Origin of the sequence: Pseudomonas kitaguniensis, assembly GCF_049199985.1 — a bacterium.
Classification (GTDB): domain Bacteria; phylum Pseudomonadota; class Gammaproteobacteria; order Pseudomonadales; family Pseudomonadaceae; genus Aquipseudomonas; species Aquipseudomonas kitaguniensis.
Genome location: NZ_JBLZPT010000028.1, coordinates 39,591 through 66,367, shown reverse-complemented (window position 1 = coordinate 66,367; position 26,777 = coordinate 39,591). Strand labels below are relative to the sequence as shown.

Sequence of the window (26,777 nt, the reverse complement as noted above, 5' to 3'; positions counted from 1 at the left end):
GAGCCCCGTATTTGAAGTGCGACCCATCTGTGTCAATCTATGTTGTTGTTGCCTTTACCCCGAATCATCCTACAGACCCCGATTTACGGGAGGGGCTGTGTCAAACTATGTTGTTGATAACCACCAGCGGTTTTAGAAGCTCCGAAAAGAAGCCAATACCATTGAAAGTCTTCAACGACCGCGCTCGGGCCGAAGAGTGGATGAATGTGCTGATCGACTATCACATTAACCCGCCTGAGCAGCCCAACGGTTCAGATTGTGAGGACGAATGGGCCGATTGGCGCGTGCAAATGATCGCGTGGCGTGCTGACCATCCAGCCGGTGTGGTCGTTTCGGATTATCAGCATTTTGGGGTTTATGAAGTCCCCCTCGGACAGTAGGAAAACCACCATGAATACGACTACCCCGTTGATGAATCTTAACTTGGATGCCAAGGCCCAAGCCGCTTTGATACGCAGCCAGGAAGCATATCGAGCTTGGATGCGTGCCCCAGCAGAACAGAACAATGACACCCTGTGGGACGATCGCGTGACAGCGGCGCTGCGCTTGGCGGATGAGATCAGCCGCATAGCTCAACCGGATCTTGATTTATTCATCATCGCGGCAGCACGGGCCGAGCGCCTGGCGGCATGGGAAGAGCTGTGCAGCAAGTCTGTCGCAGCTGACGACCTGGAGAACTGGAACACGCAGCTGGTGGATGAGGTTGGTGAAATGCTCAATGAAAAACTCATCAGCCGGGATGACGCTGACGCCCTGCGTTTGCGAGCTGAGTTCCGTTGGACTGCCGAAAACGCCAGAACTGACGAACCCGCCCAGTAATCACGGAAAACGGGGCGGATCCGCCGCCCAGGTACACCAAAAGCCCTGCCCTAAAAAGCTGGGCCTAGTCAGTAGAGAGGCGCGGTGATCGCGCCCGAAAGGGGTCTTCTGCAATGTCGGACTTGCATCGAAAAATTGGTGAAATATTTTGCGTTTTTCTCGCGGTATACCTCGTTGGCTTGGCAGTCGTTGCTATTTTTGGGAGTGAATCTCCAGTGTTCCAGCAATACCGATACGCAGGCTTTGGTATTGCCGTTGTCGCAGGTGTTTGGATTGTGTTTCGCAGCCCGAAAGATTAACCGCAACATCTAGGAAAACGCACCAGGTACGCAAGCCCCGCCGTCAAACGTGGGGCCAGGTCAGTAGAAGCACATCGGGTAGGCCGCAGTGCAATGAAGGAACGAACCATAATGAAATCTCGAGTTAGCCTGATCATGCTGGCCCTGCTTAGCTTGGCGTCTGTGGCACAAGCTGGCCAGACTGATACAGCTTCTGACTTGTCGAAGCTGGCCAGCAAGACGCTCCAGGTTGATGGCATCACCGATGCTCAAATTGTTGAAGTCATGAAGACCAATCCGCCGTATTCGCCGTTTATCTTCACCTACTGCCGAATGGGATCGCCGAGCCTTTGGCGGTATGAGGTTATCAGCAGCGACGGCCCGGCTTCGCGCCGTGGCGGAAGAACTGTCAAATCCCAGGCAGTGGTAATCGAAAGCGATTCGTGCAAAGCCGCGAGTTAAGGGAAAACCCGCTCAGCTGCACCACAAGCCCCGGCCTAAAACCGGGGCCGAGGACGTAGAAGGGACGCCTATTTTCGCGTCCATTGATGAGAGATCAACGATGAGCAATCAAGTGGTTCATTTCAACCCAGCCGGGGACGAGCAGTGGCCCTTTACAACCGAAGTGGAAATTTTGCTCGGTGGCGTGGCAAGGCTAATATTCCCCGATGGTACTGAGCAGTTCGTGGATGACGACGAAGAACCTGTGTACGTCTACTCGCCCCGGTTGTTGCCCGAAGCACTAGAACGCTTCTGTGAAGCGAACATCGAGAACTACCAGGAGTTCCATACCAAGCACGTACGCCAGTTGATCCGTTGTGAGCGTGTGCCGATGGAAGACTTTTGGACTGTTGCCGGTCAGGTGTCCCAGCCTCAAGGCGAATTCCTTGCCTCGGTCGAGGCTCAGACCAACAAGCGCAAAGGCAAAAGTTTTCAGGTCGTCCAACCCCAAGCCAAGTAGGCAGGAAAATATGAAAACCATCGTTGGTCTGTTTTGGGTGTTGATCGGGGGAATGTTTCTCTCTTCTGGAGTGATCGTGTTCACCATGCTGCTAGGTACCGGTACAGATTTGCTAGGGTTTACCGACTGGACGTTGGGGTACTACATGCTGTGCCTCGGCTTATGTACCGCAATGCTTGTTAAGTCCAAACCTGCGCGTGAGCATTGGCACTTCATGAGTTTTTTTTTCCTGGAAGCGATTATGGTGATGGGGATTGGCTTTGATGCGGTCGCTGGTGAAAGCGGCGGGCAAGGGCCGGTAGCACAAATGCAAGCGAATCTGGTTTCCATGGCCCTGATGGCTGCGAAAGTGGTGATGTATGTAGCCCCCGGTGCTGTGACAGCCTTCTACGCTTTTATTGCGTACGAGGGCGTTTCCAAGGCTCGATTAAAGTACCCGCACTGACTGTTCAAGGAAACATGCCTTGACCACAGCAAGCCTTATTTAAGTGTTGACCAGAGCGTTATCCGTCGAGCGTTTGAGATTGCTCTAGGAGCGTGACAAAGGCAGATAGCCAAGTCCATAATAGGTGCGTTAATAGCACCCATGAGCAGCCCAATGAGCGATGTTGTGAGTTATCCAAAAGGCGATCTGCGGCGCATGCTCTCTGTGCTTGCTGCAATCGACTCAATGCCCGACGCCACGCTGGTAAAAGTTGTGGCAAAAACCGGACTCGACAAGAAGACTGTCACCAACCTGATAACCCAAGCGGGCGAGCAGGCTGGGGTTAAAATCATCAAGTCGGGGCCGGTTTATACCCTCGAAAGCTGGGGGCCAATAATTAAGAGATCCGGTGCAAAAATGGCTTTGACAGGTGCTTTAAACGCACCTACAATACCCACATAGAAACTTATTTGGGAAAACAACCTCATGAAACACGAATTTTTAAAAGCCAGCGCACCAACACTTATGAGCTTCGCAGTGTTTTTCGTATGTTTAGCGATGAAAGCAACAAGTATTCTGCCAGCGGTCGGGGCTGCTACTTCTGCGGGTTTCTTTGTTATCACCATGCTAGAGCTTTACAAGCCTTCGAAGTAGCAGAGCGCAGCACCGCCCAAGCCCAGCCCCCGCGCTGGGCCGAGGCCGTAGAAGGGTGCTGTTTTAGCGTCCGTATCCAAAGGGAATTTACCGATGTTCAAAAACATTTTCATGGTTGCAGCTCTTTTTGTTGCTGTTTCGGGCTGTGCACAAATTGCGAAAGTAAGTGCGCCACTTGATTACACCACTGGCGTGAACGTAAGCACCGCTCAAATGGCAAATTTCACTGATAAGAAAACCACCAAGGACGATGTTGTTAGCGCCTTGGGCCAACCAGGTAACAAGTCAGAGGTTGCGGGCAATGAAATCTGGAGCTACGGGTATACCTTTATCCCTGGCGTTCCATTCACCAGTAAAAAGAACGTGAGCGAAACTACTGTTTTCGAGTTCGATAAGCGTGGTGTTCTCGCCAAACATTATAAAACCGGTGCAAATACTCAAAATACGAATCCATTGCTAAACGCTGCTGGAATGTAACGCTTATTTTCAGACATTCTCACCACGGCGACGATGCTTAGGTAAAGGGAAATTAATCATGAAAATTCTGACGTTTGTTGCGGTACTTCTGCTGGTGGTTGGCATTGCAAAGGCTGATGTGATCTTGGGGACGCTGGCAGTGAGTTCGTTGCTTTTTGCAGGTGCAGTCATGCTTGCCGAACAGTGCATCAACCAACAGTCTGTCGCATCGTAGGAAACATCCATGGACCTAGTTGCTCGCCGAGTCATCGAAAAACGCATCATCATTGCAGCCGCAGAATGCTTGGTTGCTGCTGGGTGCAGTGTTTCCGTTTTTAAAGGCGAAAAGGTATTTCTTACCGACAGCACAGACCCGGTCGCGATTGATGCAGCTTTGCATGCATCGGGGGAGCCCGGCTTCCAGGTTAAGCGTGTCATCGAGGGCGTTCTGCAGGAGGGTTGGGTGGATTTTGTAGGAGAGCGTATTGAAATGATCACCGCAGACACCACGCTGAACCTTCAAAGTGCATTGCAGCCGGCCAATGTATTAGCCTTAAAGCTAAACGCCCAGCAAGTCGATGGCAGGGGAAGCGAAGTTGATCTACGCAACCTGGATATTGAATCTCAAGACATCGCGCGAGCCATACGGCAACTGCGTAAACACGGATTCCGAATTGCACGCACGGAGTCTGATCCTTTGAATCAGCAAAAGTTGTACGAGGACGCCACGGCCGTAGGGTGCGCTATGCTTGGTATGGTTCCCAGCGAATTTAATAGAGGCCAACTGCAGGTGCAGAGAATCGTGTTGGCAATCGAAGATAATCTAAGTGATCCAGGCATGGTGACCAAAGACCATGTAAACCTCGCGTCCCCGGTAAACCGTGTTAAGTGATTAAGGAAATTTTGCACAGCTAGAACACAGCCTCTTGCTGGGTTTTAGCCAGTAAAATCATTATCAAAGTGAGCCTCCATGAAAACAAATATTGTTCACGTTGCACTCGTTGCTACCTTATTCATGCAAATAACTTCATGCACATCGTCGTCGTCAGAGCAAAAAGCTCCAGCGCAGCAAAGAGGCAATGACGCTATCAAAATGGCTCCACGGGAATCAGTCGAATTGGCTGTTAGTTACTGTGACAGCCAACGAGAATTGCCAGTACGAAAGCAGGTCGTCACACTCGGTGATACAGCTATTTTCGAACCGACAGATGCAACGATTTATGAGTTGAAGATTAAACCCTTCAAAAACGCTGATGGGATAATGGTCATGTCCATGATCGCCCAGTGGCGAGATAACGTTGAGCGTCGAGACGTTCTATTTTCGCGCCAAATCCTCACTCAAGAAGGCGAGATAAGTCCCCAATCGGTGCTAAAAATTAATGGTCACAATAGCTGTTTCACCGTCACCGCACGGTCAGCCTCAAACGTTGCAAATTAGGGATTAAAATGACGAATGGCTACGCATCGATTTGACGATAAACACAACGCGACGATTCGCCCCGTCGAAAAAATCTCATCGACGCATTACCAATGCGAAGTCAGGGTGGGACTGACAGACGGGTCACTAACGGATTCGCGTTTCTTTGGCGAAGGCTCGACGGCAAGGCAGGCCGAAAGCGACGCGCTCAGTCAGGCCAGTAAAGCTATTTACGCGGGGAAGATTTTGTATCGTCCCGTGCCTGTTCAGGACGATCAGTGCCCACGCTGCGGAGAAATGTTAACTGATGGGAAGGCACTTTTCTCCGTCCGGCAGCAAAGACCTGGCGCAATGTGGGAGGGTGAAGAAAAAGCACCCGAACTGAGAGACTGTCTGAAATGTCCTTCATGCGGCTATAGCGAGACTAAGCCTCCGAAATTGTAGGAGTTATCACTACACCCAAAAGCCCGCCCTGTGCGGGCTGATGCCGTAAGACCAGCGGTAGGTAAATCCACTGCCGCGCCCATGGGCTTGCTGGCCGATGCCATCCAGGGCGACAAGTCACCCTGTCCACCACCAGCTCCACGAACAATGGAAACGCAAAGATCGTCGCCCGGTACGCCTCCGGCACCGGCAGCGTTTGAACGAGGAAAGGACGATGAAAAAGAATCCCGTGGGTACCCGCTGCACCCCTTTTTTTGCGTGGAGGCAGGGCCGTGGCCAATGACACGAACGAACACACCATCATCCTGCTCCCCGGCGGTCGCTTTCGCCTGAATGCCGGACCCTACGACCTAGAAACCAGCCGTCCGCGCTATGCCGTCCAGGTGAGAGCGCGCGACGAGCATGAGCAGTCCAAGGTCGAGGACAATTCGCTGATCATGGGACCGGCCGGCCGGCACTTCTATGTTTGGGACGTCAAAAACGGCTCTACCTGGCCTGTGTTTCTGACCTTGACCGTGGACGGCGTGCCAGTAGCGGCTGGGTACGATAGCCAACCAACATGAGCTACCAGGTAGCCTAATGGCGTAAGGGGCACAGAGCGCGTCACAGCCAATGCGCAGGCGAAAAAAAACCGCCTTAGAGGAGGCGGTTTCTTCGTGCAATCCGGTTAGAGGCCGGGCTTGCGTTCTCCACAGGGAGCATTAGCGTGTGGACCAATCCTAACTGATAGTTGACATGCATGACAACGAAATAGTGGTCATAAGTGGTGTGAAGTGGCGATTAATGACACTAAACGCCAAAAAAACGCTGAGTGGTCGCAAATGTCAGTGCGAGCTGCCTTTGAAACGCAAAATGAAACGAGTTTTGTATGGCAAAGCGCCGCATCGCAACACAAATCCAGATTTGTCGTTATAGTGGCCGTGTTCCGCGTTCGTCACCTGAGAGGTTGGCCGGGCCAAGCGCGCGAATTTTGGACCGACTGCCACGGAGTAGAGACCCGTACCGGTTAATGCAGAAGGACCATCAGCCCAGCCGCCTCACAGGGAGCATTAGCGTGTTTCCGAAGGTGCGTGAGTTCCGGTACAGCGCGCTGGAGGTTAGGCCCAACTACGGGAGGGCCTTAGCATGTTGAAATATTTGAAACGTGCGTGGGACCTCGTGGTGGTATGTGTCCGTGTTCAACACGTTTACGAACTGCTGCGAGACTGCCTTGAAGACTTGTAAGGGTTGAGAGGTAGGCCGCCCTGGCTTCGGTCAGGGCGGTTTTTTTTGGCCAAAAAAACGCGACACTGGAAACCCGTAGAGTTCGGAAAATAAGGAGTTTTGAATGCTATTTGAGTTTTTGAACATCGATGCCACAGCGCGTGCGCTGATTGCCACGTCACCAACCTTCATCAACAAATACGCAGAGCACGACGATGCTGTTGCATTCCTGAAAAAACAGGCAGTGGCGCTTTATCAGAAATTTTATGCTGCCGCCGAAGCAGCAGAAGACGTGGCTGATGGCGTGCTGCAGGTGCCGGTCTGGAAAGATGTTGGGGTCACGTTCTGCGCCGTGCAAGAACCCAATCGCCCGCGCGGAGAAGATTTTGCGGTGAGTTTTGAAACCCCGGGGGCTCTCTACATCGAGGTCAATTTCTGGACCTCGTTGTCTTGAATGAAAGGCCGGGACAGGCTGTTAAGGCATGACCTTTTCAGTATTTAACCTTGTAGGTTGGTGAGTCTTCCGGCCGCTGGCCCCGGCGGTCGTATAGGCGGGTCGTGCTGATGTTGGCATGGCCCAGCCATATTTGAACCTTGGCAATATCGGCGTCATGTTCCAGGGCGTTGGTCGCGGCCGTCGCGCGCAGCCCGTGCACACCCAGCCCGTCGACGTTGATGCCCACCGCATGCGCCCATTGCGCAACCACCTTGTAAATGCCGTTACCCGTAACGGCGCCGCCGGTGGTGCGGCCACGGATCGAGCGGAACAGCGGACCATTGCCAGGCTCGCGGCCGTTGTCGCGCTCCAGGTACTCATAGATCCGATCGGCCGCGACCGGGTGCAACGGTAAATAGCGCGTCTTGCCGCCCTTCCCTCTCACCTGCAGGTGTTTGATGCCGCGCCGTTCCTGCAGGTCGCCAGTCATCAGCTGCGCGGCTTCTTGTCGACGCAAGCCGTGGTACAGCAGCACTGCCAATATCGCGCGATCGCGCACACCCTTGAGCGTCCAAGTATCCGGCGCCGTCAGCAGCAATTTAGCCTGGTCGTCACCGAGTGCCGGCGTCTTGCCCTCGTTGGTTTCAATGCGCGGCCGTTTGACGCCGTGCACGGGGTTGCCGCCGGCGACGGCGTTGCTTTCCAGGAGGTGGTCAAACAGGCTGGCCAGCGCCGCCAGTTTGCGCCGGATGGTGGCCCCGGCCAGGCCGCGAGTTTCCAGCTGAGCGCGCCAAGCAAGCACGTGGCCACGGGTGACTGCGCGAAATTCCTCGGCGCCGGTGATGCCCACAAAGCCACAAAAGTCGGCCAGATCGCCCTGGTACGCGCGACGCGTGCGCGGGTTGTCGATATTGGCGAACCATTCGGCCGCTGCCGGCACGGCGGCCAGCTGCTGGAACTCGGCAGCGCTCAGGCGCCGTTCGCCGGCGCCGGTGGTGATGAGTTCGCTCATGGGATGCCTGGCCCGGCCGGGCGACCGGCTGCATGTTCGCTGGCCACCCATTCCCAGTATTCACGGATCAGGCGTTTGTCCTGAGCCTCGGGCACCAGGTGCTGCCAACGTTGTTGTTCCAGCTCCATTTGCTCGATGCCGCGCACCTCCTCCCCGATCACGGAGCCGGCGGCGGCAAAGCATCGACGTGCCCAGTACCAGAACCCGTCAGATGAGGTGTACTGATACAGCGGCACAAGGGGCACCTGGTGCGTGCGCCACAGGTGCCACAGCACACTCAATCCGATGCCTTTGCGCTGCTGCGCAGGATCGATTTCAAGCATGTTGATATACAGGCGGTCGCCCAAGGGATTCACGCCGTAATCGACGTGGCCAACACGATGGCCACCGGCCTCGATGACGTCAAAGTAATCGGTGCCGGGAAACACGAAGTTGCCGCGTGCGGCTTCGCTGCGTTGGGTCACCAGCTGCAGGTCGCTGGCCTGCGCATCGAGCCTGGCGGCGGCGCGCCGGTGGAAGAAATTGTGCAGCGGATCGAACAGGCTCATGGCTGAGGTTGCCCCGCGCCGGCCGTGACAACCTGGACGAAGGTATTGACCTCGACGTTGACATAGTCGCGGGCACCCATCGTCCCCCCGTTATGACCTAGGATGTACAAGTACCAGTTGCTCGCCTTGGCGCCATACTGGTGGGACTTGCTGACGTCGCCGGATGACAGGCCGACGCCGTAGCGGAACACGACATGATCCTTCTCGAGCACGTCCTCCGCAAAACGACGTTCAACCGTGTAGGTTTTGCCGCTAGGGGCACGCATGAAGACCGTGACCGGTTTTTTACAGGTTCTGCATGTCCAGTTCTTCCTGTTGATCTTGCCGATCTGCGTGCGCAGGGTTCGACCGCATGGGCAGTCGTAGTGCTGGTCGTGACTGTGTCCGAGGGTGATGAACATACGGGGCGTCCTGGCTGGATTAGGGTGATAACGTATTTTATCACTACTTATCAGGTATGAGAGCGCAACGGCAAATTTTGTCAGTAAGTGACCAAAAGGCGTGTGTTGTTCGCGACAAGAGCAAAGGTTAGTTAATTAGTATTGAAGGTGTTTTTTCCGGCCGGTAGTGATCCAGATCGATCAGCGAGTGCCGATCAGGAGGGATGTTACGAGGGATTGCCCCAGTCGGACTAACCGAGGCGATTATCATTGTTTGGCCGTGTTAGGGACGGTTTACAGGCTCGCCCTCCCCTGTTTCTAGTTCCCTGCGTAATGCTGCCAAGGCGCGCTTAAGGGTTTCCCCTAAAGTCTGATCAATTAAATCCGCGACCCGATAAAGCTCATCCTTGGTTTGCTGCTCTCCTCTAATATTGATTTGTACATTGCGGCCAGTTTTGAAACGTCTTTTCGAGCGGTCTACTGTTGCGGGCATAGGTGTTGCCTGGCGATTGACAAAACCATGCTCGTTCGCCAACTCCTCAATTTCCGCTTTGCTTTGCTTGGTCTTCTGTTCGGCTGCTGTCTTGGGCTCGAAATTTTTCAGGGAATCCAGAGGATCTACGCGGCTCATACGGTGACTTTCTCTTGTTGTGGCTGGGATTCGGACGTGATTCGGGCTATCACCTCCCTGGCGAAAGCTTCGGCATTCTCGATAGCCTTTTCAACATTGGAGACTTCATCAGTAGGTAGTAACGCAAGTGGCTGGCGGTATGAAAACATCGCCTTGAATGCTGCTCGTTCATTCAATTCTGTTTCAAAAAAAGGTATCCCACCGGCTTTAAAACTTTTGCGGATGTGCCTTGTATCGCGGCTTTGAATCGCAGCTGATGTGCGTGTGAACAAAACCGCATATGGCAATTTGTAGTCTGGTTTGTGTTTTTGAATGCCTCGTTCGTGGGCTCGAATCAGCCCAAACGCCCTACTGGCCTGCTCTGCGTCTAAGTGCGAGCCTTGTGTTGGTACGACTACAAAGTCTGATTCCGCGATCGCATATGCAACGATTGTGGCCGCTGTGCCTTCAAGGTCAACAATCACGAAGGGGGTTTTTGTTGCAGAATCAGCAATAGTTTCTCCAATCGTTTTGTCAGTAACATCTGAAATTATAGTCATGTTTTTGGGGGTTTCCCCGCCCTCTGCCCACGACGCAATCGGATGGTTTGGATCGGCGTCGATAACGGTCACAGGGACACGGCGAGCGATTTGCTCAGCTAGTGCCAGTGCGGATGTGGTTTTTCCAGCCCCACCTTTAGGAGAGACAAAAACAATTACCGGCATAAAAACCCTCGCTTTTTTAGCAATCAGCAGCTAATGAATTGGTTATTGGATGCTTTTATGAATCCATAATGAATTCTTACTGAATTCTGTTCTCGGATTGTAGCCTGCCCCTTTGAGGAATTCAATATGGATTCATGGGAAATTCGTTTCGGAATTCTCGCATGAATCCACATATGAATTCATCTACGAATTGGCGTATGAATTCTGATTGGGTTATGCTAGAGCATTCATTGCTGGATTCTTTGTGAATTCACAGATGAATCCATTGAGAATTCAAGCAAGAGGTTTAATAAGGATTCATTTGTGTAGCCATTGTTGCATTCATCTGGAATTCAATTTGGATTCAACTGTAGGGCAGGAATGCAAGCAGCTGTGAATTTTGAAGGATTCATTGGTGAATTCACGTGAATTCATGGAGGGAGGCTGATCCTATATGAAAAGAGATTTTTAAGGTCTAGCTGAAAAATGTGTGATTGAGGATCACCGCTGCTGGGGTTTACGACCTCATTCGACATCCAGGAGATGATAGAGGCCGCCTGTGGCCGCTGGTGTTGAAACAAACATGCAAGGCATGGTTGCGTATACCTACAGTGTAGAAAACGTCTCTACCGCGATCTGAGGACGGATGGTTCTGTGCAGCATTAGGCGAATTTCGCCTAAATAATTCTTGCAGATAGGCGAATTTCGCCTATAATAGATCCTGTTGGTGGCATGCAGAAAGCCACTCGACTCTTGAGGGGGCTGGTCATGCCGCTGACGGAGAACGAGATGAGACTTTCAGATGTGGCGACCATACGGACGAATTACCCAGAGGCACATTTCTGGTTGGTTCGGAGAGGGTCAGAGGATAGGTGCGGGGAGCCAGTTCGGGAATTTAACCCTGAACACATTGGCATCCGGATCGACCGTTACGACCTTCTGTTGCCGGACTACCTTTTCTACGTCCTGGTTCATTTCCATCAGGCCGGATACTGGAAAGCGGTAGTTACGGGAACTCTTAATTTGGTCAACATCCGTGTTTCAGACGTTCGACGTATCGAGCTGTCACCACGGTAGGGCAGGGGGCGAAAGCCCCTGGTTCTTTCCATTTAAAGGATCTGCACCATGCGTATCGAGTTGCCGGATATAGCAGCACAACTGGAAACTGTTTTTCAGGCAGGCACGAAAGCTGCGATTGAACAACTGAATGCCAATCTACAGGCCCCGAGGTTGGCCCCACAGCAAGAGATAGACGAAGGGAAGTATTCGCGTACACACCTGCTGCGCGATTCCGAAGGCTGGGAGCCTCCGCACCCTGACATCGTTGGGGCGTACTTCCGACATTTTCAGTTGAATTTTGTTGAGTACAACACGGATAAAAAACTCGCTGCGTTACTTGGCTTGCGAGGAGCCTCAACTGATCGACGTATTAGAAGTTTCAAAGATGGGGGCACACCGGTTCCTTATGGGATTTGGCGCCGCTTCTTGGTGCTGACAGGTAGGGTTCCACAGGACGTGATACCCGTATTAGCTTTCATGGGTTAAAGGATGCCGGGGCATGGCTGCAACCATCCCCAGCGGGAACACAATAAACCGGTTAGGAGATCATTATGCTCAGGACAGAATATACCACGAACGATAGCGCTCTTTGGTCCACCTTGTGGGTTATGGATCTTCGGTTGGTAGATCTAACTAAAGAGATTCACCGCAGTTCATTGCTGGAGTTTGCTGGAAAAGTAGCGGTTCCATGTGTTGCCGAAGCGCTTATGGTGGTGCTCGAACCGCAGGAAGCACCCGGCTCTCAGGAGCTTTCATCATGATTCGTATGACTGAGGCTCAAAAAGTAGCTGCCGCGATTTTTGATCAGTTCGGCGCGCGACGATTTCTGGTGATCACCGGCGCACGCGACTTGGTGGCTATCGACCAAGGTCTGCAATTCAAGCTGCCTGCCAACTTCGCTAAAGATGGCGTGAACATGATCCGCGTTGAGTTGAATGCGCAGGACACTTACGACGTGATCGCTGGTCGCTGGGCGCGGCTGGAGTTCAAGGAAAAGACCCGCGAAAGCATGATTTATGCAGAAGATCTGCAACGCGCCTTTACCCGCTTGACCGGGCTCGATACCCATATCTAAGGAAGAAGCCCCGGCCGAAAGGTTGGGGCGCTTTATGGAGTGCCCGTGATGGCCAGCAATAAATCTATCCAATACGTACCGCTCGAAAAGCGCCCGGAGTTCGTTGCGGCTCTGGCCGCGCTTCCTGCTGATAACGCTGAGCTGGAACTGCGCGCGTCGCGCGTGCGTACGCTCTTTAATGACGCCATGCTGGCCGGGGATGAGCAGACGCTTAGTGACGCAAGTGTGGTGTATCGCGCGTGCGTGATAAAGCTCAACGGCGGCACCCACTTCGGCTGTTCCGAAATTCAGAAATTGCTGGAAAGTAAGTTTGCGGCGCCTGCCGGCCAAGTGCCTGCCTGGAAACAAGCCGGTGAGTTCTTGTTGGAAGTCGAAGGCATGCGCATGGTGGTCAGAATGAGCCCTGATTCCATGTCGACACACTGCGGCGCCGAGCTGCACGCGATTGACTTTGATAAGCCCTTTATCAGTAGCACCGGTTTCAGGCATCAGTATATGCATGCGTCGAAACACCTGGGCCGGACCGTGGACCAGGCCGTGCGAGCGGAGGTGTTGGAGTCTCTGGCTGGGGAGGGCAAGGCTGTTGCAATTGACCGGGAGTACGGTGCAAAGGGCGACGGTAAAGCCTGGCCATGGTTGGCAGACGCCTTGGCCGGTGTTCGCTCTGACGGGCAACTGGCGATGTTTGGCGAGGCGCCGAAAGACCCGAATGCTAAGGTGCCCATGAGCAACAAGGAGCGCCAGAAGGCCTTTCGCGAGCGGCAACGCAAACTGAAGGAAGAGCAGGGCGTGCAGGCCGTGTTTCTGGATGAAAACGAACGCCAGTTGATCTATCAGTGGCGTGAGCAGAAGCGCGTCCTTGGTAGGGATCATCAAGCGGGTGTTGTGGTGCCGCATGTCACGTTGGCAAGAATGAATGCCGAGCTTGAGCGCCTGCGTGATGTGGTGCAGCGGATGGAAAGTGACCACACCGGCATAAGTGCTGAGCTATACGCGCTGCAACGGGAGTGCAAGCAGCTGGAAGGCGAGCGCAACAAGGCTCATAGCGCTATCAAAACTTGGGAGGATCGCCTGCGCGCGGCCGGTCTATCGACGGACTACCGCAAGCAGCCAGGCGAATAAAAAAGGCAACAAATGTGATGCATAAGCATCACAAGTGATGCATAATGGCTCTACCGAAACGGCAAGGACTGAAGCAATGAAGTGCAGCGAGTTTCGGCGGTGGTTGATGGCCCAAGGTGTAGAGTTCAAGAGCGCCAAGGGCAGTCACTTCAAGGTTTACTTGAATGGCAAATCAACGATCTTTGCGGACCACGGCAGCAAGGAAATGCACGAAGGGTTGCGCAAAACCATTATCAAACAGCTGGGCCTCAAGGATTGAGGCTTGGCTGTACCCTTTGAAGGTGAGTCATATGTATCAGTACCCGCTGGAGTTGCACCACGAAGCCACCGGCGTGTGGCTGTCGTGCCCTGATATTCCTGAAATGAATGCGTCCGGCGATACCCTGGCCGAAGCGTTTGCCGAAGCCCTGGACGGTTTTGAGTCGGCCCTGTCGCTGTACGTCGAGCAGCGCCGCGCTATTCCGCACGCCTCGGTGCCCTCCGATCCAGCGTTGGTGCTGCACCTGCCGGCGCTGACCGTGGCGAAAATCATGTTGTGGAACGCCATGGTCGACGAAGGCGTCAACCGCGCCGAGCTGGCCCGCCGTATGGGTATCTCACGGCAAGTCGCGGAAAGGCTGGTGGACTTCCTGCACGCTTCGAAAATAGATCAAGTGGAGCGCGCGCTTGGCCTGTTGGGTCGGCGTATATCTCTGGTGCTGGAAGCGGCCTAGCGTTGTCCGTTATGGGTAACGATCAACATGGGAACAGCCCCTATGGAACGTAGTAAGAAGCCCGCAACACTGGCGCGGTGGCAAGCGCTGTATGACGATCATGCAGCGCTGATGCAATCGCCAGAAGGTCACCAGCAAGCGCTGATTGAGCTGGCCGAGGCTCTGCGCGCCCAAGGCGTGATCGAGGACGGGGAATTGGCTGACCTGTTGGAAAACGCGGACGCCGCCTATCAATGGGGCGTTGAGGCGCAATTAACGGAAGAATTGAACCGCAAGGATCTGCAACCATGAGTAATAGCGTAAAGCCCCGCACCACTTCGCGGAGCGACCTTTTTCTGATCCTGGGTATCTTGGCTATCGCCGGCATTGCCTTGGCCATCTATCTGGATAACAAAGCGAGCCGCGCCTGGCTGGCTGAATACTGCGAAAAATCGAGCGTTGGCGTGTTCTCGTCAAAGCTGGAGTGTATTGCTCGTCCGATCGATAGGTAGAGCTGTGCCTGTTCTAACGCCGGCCCAAGCCGCCACTTACGCGCAGGTCAGTGAGGCGCTAGACGAGGAAGGTTACGGCGACCTGCTGACGGGCCAGGCGGTCGACGTGCGTGATGCGGTGGCCCAAATGCAATTGGACGCTGAGCAGATGGCCGAGCGGGCTACACGGCTGCACCGGTTGTTGGCCGGGGCTGACGCCCTGGCCGCCCAAGAGCGCCGCGCGGCCGAGCAGGAATAGTCCGCGCGTTACCCATAACGAACTGAGCTGAAAGGAACCCTCGCCATGGAGCCAGTATTTCCAAAGCTGACTGATGCCCAGGTGCAGGCCGGTGCGCGTCCGGGGGAAAGCTGGGAGCAGGCTCGCGACCGTCTCTATCAGGAAGTGGATAATGATGCTGACTGGCGCACCATTCATTCGGTGCTGGATGAGTCCGAAATTGCTATTGGCATCCGTTCAGCAGACGCAGCGCGAGCAGAGCAGTGGCAATACGACATGGTATTTAGGCTATTGAGCCCCCGCGCGCAGTTTGACCAGTGGTTGCAAGTTCAAGGGCGCACACGGCCCTCCGAACCGCCACTTGAATGCCCGTCGTTTGAAAGTCTAATCGCGGAAGGGTTTGTTTGGCACGCTTGCGCCACACGTTTACCGCATGAGGATGGGCGCGGCCGGCTGCGCTATTTGGTAAGCGTGGACTATGACAGCTGGTTGACCCTATGCCGATATGTGCCCATGGGTTGGGAGTGCATTAGTGATTCGTCACTGATCAGCGGCGTGACGAATTGGAGGATTGCCAGCCCAGATGAACAAGGCAGTCGTGAGGCCACCGTAGACGAACTGCGCACGTTGTTCACGATGCGTAACCCAAATCGAACTACCAAGTAAGGAGCTTTACTATGTCTGATACAGAAGCCAGCTCAGTCACCTTGGTGCTGCCTAATTATATAGCGGATGTGCTGGCCCAATGGGCGCACGCCGATGCTGACTTGATCGATCGTAGCGGTGATTCGGACAGGCAGGAACAGCGTGCGCGGCGTGCAGATCTGGCCGATGACTTCGTGCGCAATGTGCTGCAAATCCTGCCGGTACTTTCCGCCGAAAGCGACTTAGCCACCGCACTCAAATTTCGTGACCTGGTTTATTCCGAGCATCTTGCCGCACTCCCAAAATAGACAGGAACTCCCATGTTGCGCGAGGCGGCCGAAGATGCCGCGAAGCGAACGCCGCCGCGTTACGAATAACGAAACAGAAAGGAACCCTCGCGCCGTCATGCCCGCCACAATTCCCATGCTGCGCGCAGGGCCAGGCCGACGGCGGCGCGAAGGAGTTGTTGTAGCAGCCAGAGCAGTACGGTTTTTAAAATGCGCATGATCGTTGTCGCCTCGGTAGGAGTGTCTACAGCGTGCCGTCACGACTTGGGCGGTTCCACTTGGGGTTTTTCCACGCCACGTCACGACAGTGCCGGCGTCCACTGTGAGGCAACGAATAGCCTTACTTTTTGTCACGTTACCGAAACGGTTTTAACTTGAAAGGAACCTCCGCCATGACCAAGCAAAAGAACGACCCGATCACCCTGGAGCTGCACGCGTATGTGGTGGACATGCTGGCCGACTGGGCGCGCCTGAGTGGCCGCATCATGGCCCCGGCCGTCGTACCCGGAGAGAAACGTAAGCAGGACGCGCAAAGTGCGGACTTGGCGCAAGACATTGTGCTGGCCGTGCTGAACTCGCTGCCGGCGTTTACCGATGGTGATCTGGCCGAGGCGCTGGCCGAGCGCGACGCGGCCTATGCCGCGTACCGCGCTGCCAACCCTAAATAGAAAGGAACCCCCGCCCGGCCGATCCTCGACCGGGCCGCCCAGGAGCAAGACCGATGCAGTTGCACGAAGTGGATGTGATTCAAGAGCTGTTCAGCGTCAAGGAGGTGAATGAGGCGTTGGCCCAAGGCTGGCGGATTGTGGCGGTGGTGTCCTCGATCGAGCCGGGCTTAGGTGATTTGCCGGTGGCGTGCTATGTCATGGGTCGTTATGCCAAGGCAAAAAGCCAACTGCCTGAAGGTGGTGGCTTTCAGCAAACGGTGAAGTGAGCCCGCGCGTTACGAATAACGCCAATTATGTAAAACCGCTCTGGCTTCGGCCAGAGCGGTTTTTTTTTGGAAAAAAAAACCCGGTACGAGGCAGAGGCTTCATTCAAACTTCGGCCCAACTAAAATTTCGAACAGAACGAGCGTTGTCCATCAGGGCGTTTTTCCAGCGCGAACCTGCCCTTAGCATCACCCCCGCAGCAGCAACTCCTCAAATACACGCTGTGCATTTGATTCATCACTGTGGGCAACATTGAAACGCATCGAGTCACGATGTGCCGGGTCGTAACCAAATAGAGCGCCGGGAGCCAGCGCCATGCCGCGTTTCAAGGCTTCCTGGGCCAACAGTTCGCCGTTCACGCCAACAGGCAGGTGCGCCCAAATAAACATCCCGCCTTCATAGGCTATCGGTAATTCGCACCCGCAACGCTTGAGCCAATGCTCAACGCGTGCACCGGATTCCATAAGGCGTTGCACCATGCGCTTGCGGTGCTTGGCATAGCTGCCTTCGCAGAACATGCGGTAGACGATCTGTTCGAACAGTTCCGAAGTCACTCCACCGCTCATTAATTTCATGTTGGTCAGGTTGGCTGCCAGTTGTGGTGCGGCTACAACGTAACTGACGCGGGTGTTAGCACTGAGTATTTTTGAGAAGCCCGAGAGGTAGGTGACATGGTCCAGCCCGGCGATGGCGGCCAGACGCGGGGGAGGGTTGGGGTGCAGGTCGCCGTAGAGGTCATCCTCGACAATATGGCACTGATACTGCTGGGTCAGTTGCAACAGTCGAAACGACTGGCTGGGGCTAAATGAATGACCGGTTGGGTTATGCAAGACGCTGGTAGTTAGGTAAAGGCAGGGGCGATGTTCTGCTAGTAGGTGCTCAAGAGCGTCGAAGTCGAAGCCGTCGGGGCGACGCTCGATGGTGATGACCTTGACCGAATGCAAAGCCAGGTTGGCGTGGAAGTTGAAGTAGCACGGTGCGTCGAGCAGCACGGTGTCGCCAGGGCGTGCGAGCAACCGCATCAGCATGTCCAGACCCTGCACGGTATTAGGTGTGGTAATAATTTGCTCCACCGGCACCGACAAACCTTCGCTGCGCAGCTTTTGTTGCAGCTCCTGCCGCAACGGTAGCAGCCCGGCCGGTGTGCCCAGCCCGGCGATGCGTAGTGACGGCTTACGAACAACGCTGCGCATGGCCTGGCGGATCGGTTCGCCATTGAGCCATTCCTCCGGAAGGTGCCCGTCACCGGGGCGCAGTTCGCAATTGGTAGTGACCAGAGGCCGACGCAATACGCTGAGCAGGTCTTGGGGTAATAGGTCAACCCAAGTAATTGAGGTCGGGCGGGCACTGTCCATTGCTACGAAATACCCACGGCCCTGCATTGAAGTGAGCAGGTGACGTCCACGCAGACGGTCCAACGCTTCGTTGAGGGTGAACTTGCTAACACGCAGGGTTTGGGTCAGCTCGCGAACAGACGGCAGCTTGCTGCCCGGTGCCCAATCGCCATTTTCAATGGCCTCGCTGAACGCCTCGACGATCTGTTGGACCTTGGGTGTGCCTGCCACAAAATCGATGGCGGATACAAACATGCAAGCTTCCTTGTCTTTGCTGGTGATTTTACCGGTTAAGTCAGGCTGGATTTGGCATCACTTTACCTACCTTATGCGATGCAGGTTGCCTAGAATTCCTTGAGGTCATAGCAGGTCCTTATTTCACAAATAAGATGTAGGTATTTTTTTGCTTCCTCAGAATTTTCAGAAATCATCGACATTTCATCGTTGATCAAAAGATAAGAACGCTTTGAAGAATCAATAGGTTTCTCGTGTTCACCACAAATTACTATTGTTCCATTTTCTAATGGCCAAGCGAATGCTTTGCGCCCGTAGTTTCGTTCGGACGCAATATATGCAGTTTTGTCTTTGAGGCTGTCCTCTGTAAGAAACAAACCTAGTGAATAGAAGCTATCAATCAAAGGTATCCATCTAACTTGGGCGCCAATCATTTTACCTGTGCCATAAACAAGCCATTCCAAGCTAATACCTAAGCCCAAGGCAATGCGGCCAGCAGTCTTGGTCTCGTCCATGTTCTTGGTGACGATGTTGCTTATGGTTTGCTCGGGCAGGCCACACCTTATTGAGGCCTCCTTCTGACTGATGTGCAGTTCCTTAAGCGCCTCCTTAAGGCGACTTGAGAGTGATGCGCGTGTGCTCACGTAGGACCTTCCAATAGGTGCGTGGGTGGATGCTCACAATAGTTTTTTTTTCGGCTGAGTGAGATTTTTTTTGCATAGGCTTTTGTTTTTAATGCAAAAAACAAGCTTTGGAACCAAAAAAACATGATCGAATACAAGAAACGTATACGAATTCACGTTCCTAGGTGGTACCCTTCTACTGGGTGGAGGCTTAAACCGGACGCATCTGAGCTTCGAATGGCCTGTATGTGCATACAGATTCCAGGTGTTTTTCGGTCTCCACCGCCTTTTTCAATGATTTTTCAGCCGGATAACCGGCCGGCCTCAGACGCCAGAACCTGTTACGCGATCCGGCACAGCGAGCCCGGTCCACGAGGGCCTCCTTCGGTTCAGCGCGGTCAGGGCTGGGAAATGGAGTGATAGCGGGGGTCCGTGGCTATCTAAAACAATTAGTGAATTACCTCAGCTGACTGCCAGTAGCAGAGCTGAGGCTTCACCAATAACTTTTGTGAAGAGGCTATTGGGAAGTCTCATCAAAAATCATACAAATATAAGTCACCACAAGGTCGCGTTCCCAACCAATGGCGAGTACCTAAATTGTATGACCAATTTGCTTGGTAAGTTGTAATAGGAGAAGCCATGAACGCAACAGATTCAGATGTTCCTGAAGTAAAAGGTGGTGAGCAGAAACCTACGTCTCCAAATAGAACGAAGGTAGTATTTGTAGGTGCCGACCTATTTAGCGTTGCAACTCAGCATGCAATCGCTGTTGGTTATGCCACTGGGACTATTGTCTCAGCGGCAAAATTCACTCAGCACCTTGTTGAAAAATACGGTGATCAGGGGGTGAAAAGCCTCACAGAGCTCATTAACTCTCAACCAAAAAGCTAGAGGATTGTTCTATGTTATCAACCAGTGCCTTTTTGGCCCTGGCTATGAACTGCGCACCTTCAATACATCCAGCAACTCTCACTCCGATCATTAAAACTGAATCAGCATTCAATCCGTGGGCTATTGGTGTAGTCGGCAAATCGCTGACAAAACAACCTCAGTCACTGGAAGAAGCAGTTTTAGCTGTGAAGAAGTTGGTTAAAGAAGGAGCCAATTTCAGCATTGGCCTAGGGCAAATAAATCGGCAGCACTTTGACGTAAATAAATCTGAATCAGTCTTTGATCCTTGTACCAACTTACGCATGACAGCGTCGGTTCTGCAGGACTGCTATGTGAATGCTGTGGAAAGGGGCACACCAACTCAAGTCGCTCTGCTACAAGCTATTTCATGCTACTACAGCGGCAATATCAGTCGGGGATTCAAGGCTGAAAAAGAGTTTGGCGGAAGCAGCCACGTCCAGCGTGTTCTCGCTAATGCTGAAAATTCGAAAGTGCAAGTTCCGGCTCTGGAAAACGTCAACCCAACATTGAATCCGGCGTTGCCAACTGAACCTGCAATGCAACCAATCTACGAGAGCTGGGACGTCTTACGGCAATACCCCCGCTTTGAGCCAACAGCGCCGCCTAAAGCACCGGCGTCTAATCAAAAACCAACACCTAAAGATATTCAGGAAGAAAGCGATGCCTAAAAAAATGCTTCCCCGGCCCGTAATGCTCGAACGAACCGTGCTCATTATTATTTGCCTCATGCCAGCTTACGCAATGGCAGATTGGCTGCAGTCACTTCAAACATGGGGCACCAATATTCGGCTGGGCCTCTATGCGTTGGGGGGAACCTTGGGCCTAGGCTGCCTTATGTGGTCAGGCATCCAGTGGATGATCGCGCGCTCAACGGGTGATCGTTCCCACACGTTCATGGACTACCTGCAGCAGGTCGGCGTCCTGGTTGTGGTGGGTAGCACTATGGTCTTTGGCGCCGCTGCATGGCAGGTATTTGGCACGGGTGCACCTCAATAACTTCAATCCTTCAATCACTTGCACGCGGAGGCGATATGGCCGTCAACGAAGCTTTAAGGCAGCTGACCTCTGAAAGTTATAACGGCATGAGCCGCCCTGCCATGTATTGGAACATCCCCATAATGCCGTTGATTGGTTTGCTAATGGGGGGGCTTGTCAGCGGTGTAATAGGAATTGTGCTGTTCTCCTGGATTTGGGGATTGGTGTTCCTATTCCCATTCCTCGTGGTGTTGATCGCGCTGCGTATCGTGTGCGTCATCGACGGCCAGTACTTGCGTCGCGTGAAGTTTGGATGGCGTCGTATAAGGTCGAATCAGAAATATGGCAGGGCGCTTTTGCTGACCCCATCCAATCCAAACTGGAGTGCATTTTATGGCAAACGGTTTTCGCAGCAACGTTATGTCAGCGGAGGAAAAAGCCCCGCTGATGAGGTATCCAGTTGACGAACATATCGTCACTCTTGAGGGTGATCGTTTAGTCAGCTTGATCAGGCTTAAGGGCGTTTCTCATGAAACACGAGATGATGAAGAACTAAAGCGCCTTTACTACAGACTCAATCGGTACTTTGTTGCATTAGGTAAGAAAGAAGGTAAAAACCTAATGGTTCAAACCTACGTAACAAAGACTCAAATTGAGCTTGATACTGAATACGTAATGCCGTTGCCTGCGTTGCAAGACTTCGCAGATGCTTACACGAAACCCTTTCGCAACGGTTCTTTCTTGCAAGTTGGATACACGCTTGCGTTGGTATTAAAGTACAGCGACTTAGACGACGGTATCCGTCGGATGACAGAATTACTTACTTTGTCATCAACAATGCTTTCTCGCTATGACGCTTCAATTATGGGGCTAGAGGAAAATGGTAACGACTCACTTTTCTCTCAGATTGGCCGTTATTTCAGTCTACTCATCAATGGTCATGAGCAGGACGTGCTGGTTAGTGATACTCGAATTGGCGATGCGCTGATTGACAGTGTTACAAGCTTTGACCATTACGATTTCATTGAAAATCGACCGAACCGAGGCGGGCAGAGATTTGCTACGACTTACGACCTTAGGGATTACCCAGGAGGCGGTTCTTACCCTGGCATGTGGGATGAGGCGATTGAGCAGCAGTTTGAATTGACCCTTGTGCAATCCTTCATTTTTGAAGATCGAAACAAAGCCAAAAAGAACTTTCAAAAGCATATTTCTGACCTCGCATCGGTAGAGGGTACTTCGCGGCAGACGGAGGAACTTGAAAACGCAATTGAAGCAATAACATTGGGGGACAAAGCCTTCGGTCGTTATCATGCCTCTCTAATCGCGTATGGAAAGACGCCGGATGAGGCAATTGATAACGGCTCGAAAATGGAGTCTATTTTTTCGGTAAATGAAACAGGCTTCGTTCGCTCAACGATGAGCAACGTGGACACCTGGTATACCCAGTATCCAGGTGCAACGAATGCGCTTTATCCAATGATTAAGTCAACTGAAAACTTGGCTTGTGGCTTTTCGCTGCATGCGACCCCGACAGGCAAAGCCAAAGGCAACCCCGTTGGTGATGGGACAGCCCTGATTCCAATGCGCACCCATAACGACTCTCTGTTCCTTCTTAACGCTCACGATAGCGCACCTGGTCAAAACAACCTTGGCGAGCAGGTACCAGGGCATATGTCGTTCACAGGATCTACGGGCGTCGGGAAAACGACCACAGTAGGAGCTGTTCTATCGTTTTTCAGTCGTTGGAACCCAATGGGTTTTACGATTGATTACAACGAGTCGTTGAAGAATCTTCTGGAGTCGTTAGGAACGCCTTACTTCACACTAAGTCCAGGTGAATCAACCGGGATTAACCCTTTTCAGTTCGTGGATTCGACAAGTCTGCGCACCCTGCTCTACGAATTAGTGGTTTGTTGTGCTGGTGGAGCTGATGACAACGAGAAAGAAAAAATTCATGACGCCGTTGCAGCTGTTATGGGCCACACGCATGTGCGTAATCGTGGAATGTCGTTGTTATTACAAAGCATCACGCCAAGTGGCGGTAACTGTTTGCACACGCGTCTTTCAAAATGGTGCCGCAAAGCTGGTGCTGGGAATAGGGTGGGGCAGAACGCATGGGTTATAGATGCAGAGATAAACCAGTTCAACCCTCAAAACTATCGTCGTCTCGCGTTCGACTGCACGCAAATACTTAAGAAGGAATATTCGGTAAAACAGCCAGAGGTGCTAGAAGTCCTGCTGAAAACGCTTTTCTACATGAAGCGAATAATGCACGAGGCAGAACCGGGCAGTCTTCTTATCAACTGCGTAGCAGAATATTGGGTACCACTGTCGTTTGAAAGCACCGCCGAAGCCATAAAAGAAATTCTCAAGGCGGGACGTCTTCGAGGTGAAATTCTGATTATGGATACCCAGTCCCCAGAAGATGCGATAAATACTCCGTACGCAGCGGCCGTTATTCAACAGGTCGTTACGTCGGTATGGTTGGCCAACCCGAAGGCCGATCGAGAAGGTTATGCAACATTTGGCGTTAAAGGAAAGGTGTTTGACACAGTAGCTGAGCTTGAACCTCTGAGCCGCGAAATGGTGGTCTTACAGGGGCATCAGGCCGTTAAGCTGAAAATGCAGCTCGACGATTCACTCAAGTATTGGCTGCCACTTCTCTCGACCGATACAAAAAACGCCTCTGTCGCTAAACGTGTGCGTAAGGAGCTGCAATCAACTGAGCCTGAAGTATGGGTTCCAGCGTTCTTGGTAGCTGAGCATGTACGTCGTTGGATTAACACAACTGATCCAGACATTTGGCTTTCTGGGTTCCGACTGGCGACCGAAATCACTGTGAAACTCGGTACTCAAAATCCGAAGGTCTGGATGCCGGTTTTTGAGAAAGCCTGGACATCACGTCAATAAACTAACCTGCAGGTCGCTATCATGAAAATGCAAATCGCAGCACTTGCCGCTGCCGTTGTACTAGGGGCTGCATTATCAAACACTGTATTCGCTCTTGGCGTTCCGACGCTTGATGCCACCACTGGGTTGATCCTCACGAACAGTGCCATAGCTCAGGCAAGCCAGGCTGCGAATGCACTCAAAACCGCGAAGGATGGCATTGAGCAGGTACGTGACCAATACAACAACTACAAAAGCATCGTCACGGGGAACGACAAGCTTGGCAATTTTCTAAGCAACCCATCGATCAACAAGGTGTTGCCGTTGGGTGAGTGGTCGCAGCTCTACAGCGACGTTAAGGACATTGCTAGCCTTCGTGAGCGCTACGGTTTGAAATCTGAGAACCAAAGCGTTCAAGCCAGGTTTGACCGCGTCCTATCTGCCATGGATGCTCTGGAAAAAACGTATGATGCAAGCACCGAAAGAGTGAAAAATGCCGAGCTACTTCGAGCTAAACTCAATGAGGTGCAAACACCGCAACAAAAAGAAGATTTGCAGCTGAGGTTTCAACAGGAGTATTTAGAGGTGCAAAATCAACAGATGCGATTGGCTAATATGAAAATGCTACAGGAACAACAGGACAAAATTGTAAACCAGCAGCGCGCTCAGGCGTTCGAAGATTACATGTTTGGTAGAAATAAAAATCTGCCTGCGGCTAACTAATCAATAAACCTTAATCAGGGAAGAATGTAGATGAATAAAAAAATCCGATTTATTTGTATTGTGCTTCTTGCGTCAGTATTTTCAGGATGCGGTGACCACAAAGGAGAAGCCTTCGAAGGTAAGTGGACTGAAGACCTTAGTAAGCGAGCGCCTTCTCTCGTAAAGATCCCATCGACTTTGAATATTCGTAGCGAAGATGGTGTGTATCACATAGATTATGCTTCTGAAAATATCTTTCTGAAGAAAATCGATGTTGTACGGTTAGAGGCTACTCCGACTTCTAATGCCGTGCTTTCAGTTAATTCTGGTTTGGTGTCGATCAACATGCGACTTGAGAATAAGCGTGTTTTCTTCGATAGCAAGGAATTTTATAAAGAGTAACAAAGTGAGGTTTAATGGACATCAATATAGCGCAAAAGCTGTATGAAGCTGTTGATGCTTCCTTGCAAACAACCTTGGTTAGCGGAACAGCCAAGGTTATGTTGGGGCTAGGCGGGCTCTTCGGTACGTTTTGGCTACTTCACATGACGATCAAAAGTATCTACTGGTTGTTTCAAGGGATGACTGTAGCTTTTAGAGAGACAGTGATTGAAATTGCCAAGGTTGCTTTTATTGCGGGCTGTGCTTGGAACATTACTTGGTATGTTCAAACTATAGTCCCATTTGTTACGGGGCTGCCGGTCTGGATGGGAGGCATCCTATCGGGCCAGGAAGGAAATCAGGTGAATCAAATCGATTCTCTGATAGGTAGTTACATTGATTCGATGATGCTGTTGATTGAGTCAATGAGCTTTAATATTGTTACAACCAGCTTTTCTACAATCTACCTAGGGTTGCAGGCTCTCGTCTTGTACTCACTTGCTGGAATCCCATTTATATTGGTAGCTGTTGGCACTTTAATTGTGTTGAAGGTTGCTACTACAGTGATGTTGGCATTAGGGCCAATTTTTATTGCCTTCGCGTTGTTCAATCAGACGAAGCAGTGGTTTTGGGGCTGGGTAGCGATCATTGCAGGTTTCATGATGACCCAAGTATTATTTTCGATAGTACTGGCCTTGGAAATTAGCTTCATAAACACTGTGATTGTGAAAGATGGAACTATCGATGTCAGTCTCGCAGGTAACATAGCGATGCTTGTGTATTTTGCATCTTTCACACTACTCGCCACAGAGTTACCTGGTTACGCTGCATCTGTACTGGGAGGCGCTCCAGTGGGTGCGACTGGGCTTGGTGGCATAATAAGTCGAGGCACAGGTGCTGGTGCAGCAATGCAAGCTGCTCGGGGTGTCGGTAAGGGGATTGATAAAGCGCGAGGTTTTTTGAATCGAAATAAGATTCAGTAGGTAGTCCCTTATTTTTCAGAACTAGCAATACCTTCAAACCATCTTGGTAACCCACATGAATCTCAAACTTACTTCGAGCGGGATGCTGTCGGCTGCACTGCTATTGGGGTGCAGTTCGTCACCTACTTTGCCTTTGCCCTCAGGGTCATGGACTGAATTGAATCGGTCTCCTGTTGCGACGACCTCGCCAGTTCCACAACCGACAGCAACTACGCCAGTATCAGTACCACCTGCAATAAAGCAGGCTACACCATCAACCACAAACGCCTCTAAATCCGTTACAACATCAAATGACTCAGTGTGGCCGACGAATCAGGGTTCAGTCCCGCTCTTGAATCCTAACGCGCCTGAGCATTTAACCGTTTTGCCTCCAAAGTCATTCCCGATGAAGCCGGCACCGGCGCCGATCGTCGTCAACGTCATCGCAGCCCCACTATCCTCGTCTAAAACTGACGCTGTCCCGTTCGCAGCGTTCGCTGGTCAAAACCTGACGACTGCGGCAACAAACGCTACTCCATCACCTTCAGTATTTCTGAAGGACAAACACAGTGTTCTGCCACCGGCACCGCTTGTGCTTTCCAAGCCCGTAGAAGCGCCTTGGGTAATTACACCTGGTGATGTGACCTTGCGCCGCGCTCTTGCCAAGTGGGCTGCACGGGCGGGCTGGCAGCTTGTATGGGAAGCCTCAGTTGACGTCCCAATCGCTGTGAATGCATCGTTTTCGGGCGATTTTCGGGGAGCTGTGAAGCAACTGTTCCAGTCGTTGTCAGCCGCTGATGTGAATCTCACAGGGCTTATGTACTCGGGTAACCGGGTAATTCGCGTAACCGAATCCGGTCGTCGCGCTCAATAAA

At 52.4% G+C, this 26,777-nt stretch carries 42 protein-coding genes; 35 read left to right on the top strand and 7 right to left on the bottom strand.

Annotated elements, in window-relative coordinates; genetic code table 11:
• From ACOZK9_RS24355 to ACOZK9_RS24295, 13 genes are all read left to right on the top strand, one after another.
• Positions 1-380 (top strand): hypothetical protein (locus tag ACOZK9_RS24355; RefSeq protein ID WP_421556775.1); only part of this gene is annotated, 380 nt, incomplete at its 5' end.
• A gap of 10 nt (positions 381-390) precedes the next feature.
• Entirely contained in the window at positions 391-819 is a 429-nt protein-coding gene (locus ACOZK9_RS24350; protein ID WP_421556774.1) for a hypothetical protein, read from the top strand.
• A 410-nt stretch (positions 820-1,229) separates the two neighbouring features.
• Positions 1,230-1,559: a hypothetical protein gene (locus tag ACOZK9_RS24345; RefSeq protein WP_421556773.1), complete on the top strand. Its 330-nt coding sequence runs from the start codon at positions 1,230-1,232 to the stop codon at positions 1,557-1,559.
• Between the two features lie 100 nt (positions 1,560-1,659).
• Positions 1,660-2,058, top strand: coding sequence for a hypothetical protein (locus ACOZK9_RS24340; RefSeq protein WP_421556772.1), 399 nt, complete (start codon positions 1,660-1,662; stop codon positions 2,056-2,058).
• A 10-nt stretch (positions 2,059-2,068) separates the two neighbouring features.
• Complete coding sequence (locus ACOZK9_RS24335; protein WP_421556771.1) at positions 2,069-2,503, top strand: hypothetical protein; 435 nt, start codon at positions 2,069-2,071, stop codon at positions 2,501-2,503.
• Positions 2,504-2,656: 153 nt separating this feature from the next.
• Positions 2,657-2,944, top strand: a complete 288-nt coding sequence (locus ACOZK9_RS24330) for a hypothetical protein (protein ID WP_421556770.1) — start codon at positions 2,657-2,659, stop codon at positions 2,942-2,944.
• Positions 2,945-2,968: 24 nt separating this feature from the next.
• On the top strand, positions 2,969-3,136 hold the full coding sequence (locus ACOZK9_RS24325; RefSeq protein ID WP_421556769.1) for a hypothetical protein: 168 nt from the start codon (positions 2,969-2,971) through the stop codon (positions 3,134-3,136).
• 93 nt (positions 3,137-3,229) lie between these two features.
• Positions 3,230-3,613, top strand: coding sequence for a hypothetical protein (locus ACOZK9_RS24320; RefSeq protein ID WP_421556768.1), 384 nt, complete (start codon positions 3,230-3,232; stop codon positions 3,611-3,613).
• A 58-nt stretch (positions 3,614-3,671) separates the two neighbouring features.
• Positions 3,672-3,827, top strand: coding sequence for a hypothetical protein (locus ACOZK9_RS24315; RefSeq protein WP_421556767.1), 156 nt, complete (start codon positions 3,672-3,674; stop codon positions 3,825-3,827).
• Between the two features lie 9 nt (positions 3,828-3,836).
• A complete protein-coding gene (locus tag ACOZK9_RS24310) occupies positions 3,837-4,484 on the top strand; it encodes a hypothetical protein (RefSeq protein WP_421556766.1) in 648 nt (215 codons plus the stop codon).
• Between the two features lie 78 nt (positions 4,485-4,562).
• Entirely contained in the window at positions 4,563-5,030 is a 468-nt protein-coding gene (locus ACOZK9_RS24305) for a hypothetical protein (protein ID WP_421556765.1), read from the top strand.
• A 695-nt stretch (positions 5,031-5,725) separates the two neighbouring features.
• Positions 5,726-6,016 (top strand): hypothetical protein, encoded by a 291-nt coding sequence (locus ACOZK9_RS24300; RefSeq protein ID WP_421556764.1) that lies wholly within the window; start codon positions 5,726-5,728, stop codon positions 6,014-6,016.
• Positions 6,017-6,780: 764 nt separating this feature from the next.
• Positions 6,781-7,110 (top strand): hypothetical protein, encoded by a 330-nt coding sequence (locus ACOZK9_RS24295; RefSeq protein WP_421556763.1) that lies wholly within the window; start codon positions 6,781-6,783, stop codon positions 7,108-7,110.
• A gap of 37 nt (positions 7,111-7,147) precedes the next feature.
• On the opposite strand, the gene ACOZK9_RS24290 is transcribed toward ACOZK9_RS24295, so the two are convergent.
• From ACOZK9_RS24290 to ACOZK9_RS24270, 5 genes are all read right to left on the bottom strand, one after another.
• Positions 7,148-8,104: a tyrosine-type recombinase/integrase gene (locus ACOZK9_RS24290; protein ID WP_421556762.1), complete on the bottom strand. Its 957-nt coding sequence runs from the start codon at positions 8,102-8,104 to the stop codon at positions 7,148-7,150.
• Positions 8,101-8,652: a GNAT family N-acetyltransferase gene (locus ACOZK9_RS24285; RefSeq protein ID WP_421556761.1), complete on the bottom strand. Its 552-nt coding sequence runs from the start codon at positions 8,650-8,652 to the stop codon at positions 8,101-8,103. The genes ACOZK9_RS24290 and ACOZK9_RS24285 overlap by 4 nt, the downstream gene beginning before the upstream one ends.
• Positions 8,649-9,053, bottom strand: a complete 405-nt coding sequence (locus ACOZK9_RS24280) for a hypothetical protein (protein WP_421556760.1) — start codon at positions 9,051-9,053, stop codon at positions 8,649-8,651. The genes ACOZK9_RS24285 and ACOZK9_RS24280 overlap by 4 nt, the downstream gene beginning before the upstream one ends.
• A gap of 262 nt (positions 9,054-9,315) precedes the next feature.
• A complete protein-coding gene (locus ACOZK9_RS24275; RefSeq protein ID WP_421556759.1) occupies positions 9,316-9,663 on the bottom strand; it encodes a stability/partitioning determinant in 348 nt (115 codons plus the stop codon).
• Positions 9,660-10,367 carry a ParA family protein gene (locus ACOZK9_RS24270; RefSeq protein WP_421556758.1) on the bottom strand — a complete coding sequence of 236 codons (708 nt, stop codon included), beginning with the start codon at positions 10,365-10,367 and terminating at the stop codon, positions 9,660-9,662. The genes ACOZK9_RS24275 and ACOZK9_RS24270 overlap by 4 nt, the downstream gene beginning before the upstream one ends.
• Before the next feature lie 1,104 nt (positions 10,368-11,471).
• Here ACOZK9_RS24270 and ACOZK9_RS24260 point away from each other — a divergent pair.
• From ACOZK9_RS24260 to ACOZK9_RS24200, 13 genes are all read left to right on the top strand, one after another.
• Positions 11,472-11,891, top strand: coding sequence for a hypothetical protein (locus tag ACOZK9_RS24260; protein ID WP_421556757.1), 420 nt, complete (start codon positions 11,472-11,474; stop codon positions 11,889-11,891).
• 65 nt (positions 11,892-11,956) lie between these two features.
• Positions 11,957-12,166, top strand: a complete 210-nt coding sequence (locus tag ACOZK9_RS24255; RefSeq protein WP_421556756.1) for a hypothetical protein — start codon at positions 11,957-11,959, stop codon at positions 12,164-12,166.
• Entirely contained in the window at positions 12,163-12,480 is a 318-nt protein-coding gene (locus ACOZK9_RS24250; RefSeq protein ID WP_421556755.1) for a hypothetical protein, read from the top strand. The genes ACOZK9_RS24255 and ACOZK9_RS24250 overlap by 4 nt, the downstream gene beginning before the upstream one ends.
• A 48-nt stretch (positions 12,481-12,528) precedes the next feature.
• A complete protein-coding gene (locus ACOZK9_RS24245) occupies positions 12,529-13,602 on the top strand; it encodes a hypothetical protein (RefSeq protein WP_421556754.1) in 1,074 nt (357 codons plus the stop codon).
• 76 nt (positions 13,603-13,678) lie between these two features.
• Complete coding sequence (locus ACOZK9_RS24240) at positions 13,679-13,861, top strand: type II toxin-antitoxin system HicA family toxin (protein WP_421556753.1); 183 nt, start codon at positions 13,679-13,681, stop codon at positions 13,859-13,861.
• 31 nt (positions 13,862-13,892) lie between these two features.
• Positions 13,893-14,315, top strand: a complete 423-nt coding sequence (locus tag ACOZK9_RS24235) for a type II toxin-antitoxin system HicB family antitoxin (RefSeq protein WP_421556752.1) — start codon at positions 13,893-13,895, stop codon at positions 14,313-14,315.
• A gap of 42 nt (positions 14,316-14,357) precedes the next feature.
• The gene (locus tag ACOZK9_RS24230) at positions 14,358-14,606 is read left to right on the top strand and encodes a hypothetical protein (RefSeq protein WP_421556751.1); all 249 of its coding nucleotides are present in this window, start codon (positions 14,358-14,360) and stop codon (positions 14,604-14,606) included.
• Entirely contained in the window at positions 14,603-14,806 is a 204-nt protein-coding gene (locus ACOZK9_RS24225; RefSeq protein WP_421556750.1) for a hypothetical protein, read from the top strand. Before ACOZK9_RS24230 ends, ACOZK9_RS24225 begins: the two co-directional genes overlap by 4 nt.
• Before the next feature lie 4 nt (positions 14,807-14,810).
• A complete protein-coding gene (locus tag ACOZK9_RS24220; RefSeq protein WP_421556749.1) occupies positions 14,811-15,044 on the top strand; it encodes a hypothetical protein in 234 nt (77 codons plus the stop codon).
• 45 nt (positions 15,045-15,089) lie between these two features.
• Positions 15,090-15,689, top strand: coding sequence for a hypothetical protein (locus ACOZK9_RS24215; protein WP_421556748.1), 600 nt, complete (start codon positions 15,090-15,092; stop codon positions 15,687-15,689).
• Between the two features lie 11 nt (positions 15,690-15,700).
• Positions 15,701-15,976: a hypothetical protein gene (locus tag ACOZK9_RS24210; RefSeq protein ID WP_421556747.1), complete on the top strand. Its 276-nt coding sequence runs from the start codon at positions 15,701-15,703 to the stop codon at positions 15,974-15,976.
• Positions 15,977-16,347: 371 nt separating this feature from the next.
• On the top strand, positions 16,348-16,623 hold the full coding sequence (locus ACOZK9_RS24205) for a hypothetical protein (protein ID WP_421556746.1): 276 nt from the start codon (positions 16,348-16,350) through the stop codon (positions 16,621-16,623).
• A 53-nt stretch (positions 16,624-16,676) separates the two neighbouring features.
• Entirely contained in the window at positions 16,677-16,889 is a 213-nt protein-coding gene (locus tag ACOZK9_RS24200; protein WP_421556745.1) for a hypothetical protein, read from the top strand.
• A gap of 186 nt (positions 16,890-17,075) precedes the next feature.
• On the opposite strand, the gene ACOZK9_RS24195 is transcribed toward ACOZK9_RS24200, so the two are convergent.
• Together ACOZK9_RS24195 and ACOZK9_RS24190 are read right to left on the bottom strand one after the other, a co-directional pair.
• Positions 17,076-18,476 carry an aminotransferase-like domain-containing protein gene (locus ACOZK9_RS24195; protein WP_421556744.1) on the bottom strand — a complete coding sequence of 467 codons (1,401 nt, stop codon included), beginning with the start codon at positions 18,474-18,476 and terminating at the stop codon, positions 17,076-17,078.
• A gap of 89 nt (positions 18,477-18,565) precedes the next feature.
• Positions 18,566-19,099 carry a helix-turn-helix domain-containing protein gene (locus ACOZK9_RS24190; protein ID WP_421556743.1) on the bottom strand — a complete coding sequence of 178 codons (534 nt, stop codon included), beginning with the start codon at positions 19,097-19,099 and terminating at the stop codon, positions 18,566-18,568.
• Between the two features lie 618 nt (positions 19,100-19,717).
• Here ACOZK9_RS24190 and ACOZK9_RS24185 point away from each other — a divergent pair.
• From ACOZK9_RS24185 to ACOZK9_RS24145, 9 genes are read left to right on the top strand one after another with little or no spacing between them, the layout of a single operon-like run.
• Complete coding sequence (locus ACOZK9_RS24185) at positions 19,718-19,969, top strand: hypothetical protein (RefSeq protein WP_421556742.1); 252 nt, start codon at positions 19,718-19,720, stop codon at positions 19,967-19,969.
• Positions 19,970-19,980: 11 nt separating this feature from the next.
• Positions 19,981-20,658, top strand: coding sequence for a lytic transglycosylase domain-containing protein (locus ACOZK9_RS24180; RefSeq protein WP_421556741.1), 678 nt, complete (start codon positions 19,981-19,983; stop codon positions 20,656-20,658).
• Positions 20,651-20,986, top strand: a complete 336-nt coding sequence (locus tag ACOZK9_RS24175) for a conjugal transfer protein (protein ID WP_421556740.1) — start codon at positions 20,651-20,653, stop codon at positions 20,984-20,986. Before ACOZK9_RS24180 ends, ACOZK9_RS24175 begins: the two co-directional genes overlap by 8 nt.
• Before the next feature lie 35 nt (positions 20,987-21,021).
• On the top strand, positions 21,022-21,429 hold the full coding sequence (locus ACOZK9_RS24170; RefSeq protein WP_421556739.1) for a VirB3 family type IV secretion system protein: 408 nt from the start codon (positions 21,022-21,024) through the stop codon (positions 21,427-21,429).
• Positions 21,359-23,878 carry a VirB4 family type IV secretion system protein gene (locus ACOZK9_RS24165; protein ID WP_421556738.1) on the top strand — a complete coding sequence of 840 codons (2,520 nt, stop codon included), beginning with the start codon at positions 21,359-21,361 and terminating at the stop codon, positions 23,876-23,878. Before ACOZK9_RS24170 ends, ACOZK9_RS24165 begins: the two co-directional genes overlap by 71 nt.
• Before the next feature lie 21 nt (positions 23,879-23,899).
• Positions 23,900-24,580 (top strand): P-type DNA transfer protein VirB5, encoded by a 681-nt coding sequence (gene virB5 / locus ACOZK9_RS24160; protein WP_421556737.1) that lies wholly within the window; start codon positions 23,900-23,902, stop codon positions 24,578-24,580.
• 30 nt (positions 24,581-24,610) lie between these two features.
• Entirely contained in the window at positions 24,611-24,961 is a 351-nt protein-coding gene (locus ACOZK9_RS24155) for a hypothetical protein (protein WP_421556736.1), read from the top strand.
• Between the two features lie 14 nt (positions 24,962-24,975).
• Positions 24,976-25,923 (top strand): TrbL/VirB6 family protein, encoded by a 948-nt coding sequence (locus ACOZK9_RS24150; RefSeq protein ID WP_421556735.1) that lies wholly within the window; start codon positions 24,976-24,978, stop codon positions 25,921-25,923.
• A 55-nt stretch (positions 25,924-25,978) separates the two neighbouring features.
• The gene (locus ACOZK9_RS24145; protein ID WP_421556734.1) at positions 25,979-26,776 is read left to right on the top strand and encodes a toxin co-regulated pilus biosynthesis Q family protein; all 798 of its coding nucleotides are present in this window, start codon (positions 25,979-25,981) and stop codon (positions 26,774-26,776) included.
• Position 26,777 lies beyond the last annotated feature (1 nt).